Source organism: Micrococcus sp. HMSC31B01 (genome assembly GCF_001816085.1).
Taxonomy (GTDB): Bacteria; Actinomycetota; Actinomycetes; order Actinomycetales; family Micrococcaceae; genus Micrococcus; species Micrococcus luteus.
Genome location: NZ_KV824902.1, coordinates 1 through 682 on the forward strand (window position 1 = coordinate 1; position 682 = coordinate 682).

Annotated in this window: 1 protein-coding gene; it reads left to right on the top strand. The window is 76.7% G+C overall.

Annotated features, from left to right (window positions below; genetic code table 11):
* Positions 1–682, top strand: a 682-nt coding sequence (locus HMPREF3105_RS13440; RefSeq protein ID WP_246830304.1) for an efflux RND transporter permease subunit, incomplete at both ends; no start/stop codon positions are given.

Here is a 682-nt window from a genome sequence, read left to right on the forward strand (position 1 = left end):
GCCCGCCGTCCCCGGCGACCGGCCCGTGGCGGCCGGCGGATGGCTCACCCGGGCCTACCGCCCGGTGCTGCGCTGGACGCAGCGGCACACCGTGGTCACCCTCGCTGCCGCCCTGGCGCTGCTGGCCGGCACGGCCGCGCTGGTCCCGCTGATCCCCACGAACCTCCTGGGCGACTCGGGACAGAACTCGTTCGTCGTCACGGCGGAGCAGGAGCCGGGGACGTCGCTGGAGACCACGGCCGCCGCCGCCGAGCGCATCGAGCGGGTGCTGCTGGACACCGACGGCGTCGAGACGGTCCAGTGGACGGCCGGCACCGCCGCCGGTCCGATGGGGGCCTTCGGCGGCTCCTCGGCGGACCGGGCGCGGTTCACGGTGGTGACCGACCCGGATGCGGACCAGGTGGCCCTTCAGGACGGGGTGCGCGCCGAGCTCACCGGTCTCGACGGCGTGGGCGACGTGTCCGTCTCCACGCAGCAGGGGCCGAGCGGCGGCCAGGACATCGAGGTGTCCGTCTCCGCCCCCGACCCGCAGGCCCTCACCGCGGCCGCCGATCAGGTCGCCGAGGCGCTGCGGCCCGTCGAGGGTGCCCGCGAGGTGACGACGCCGGCCTCGGACCTGCGCCCGACGTTCCAGGTGGACGTGGACACCGTCGCCGCCGCCCGGCTCGGCCTGACCGAGGAG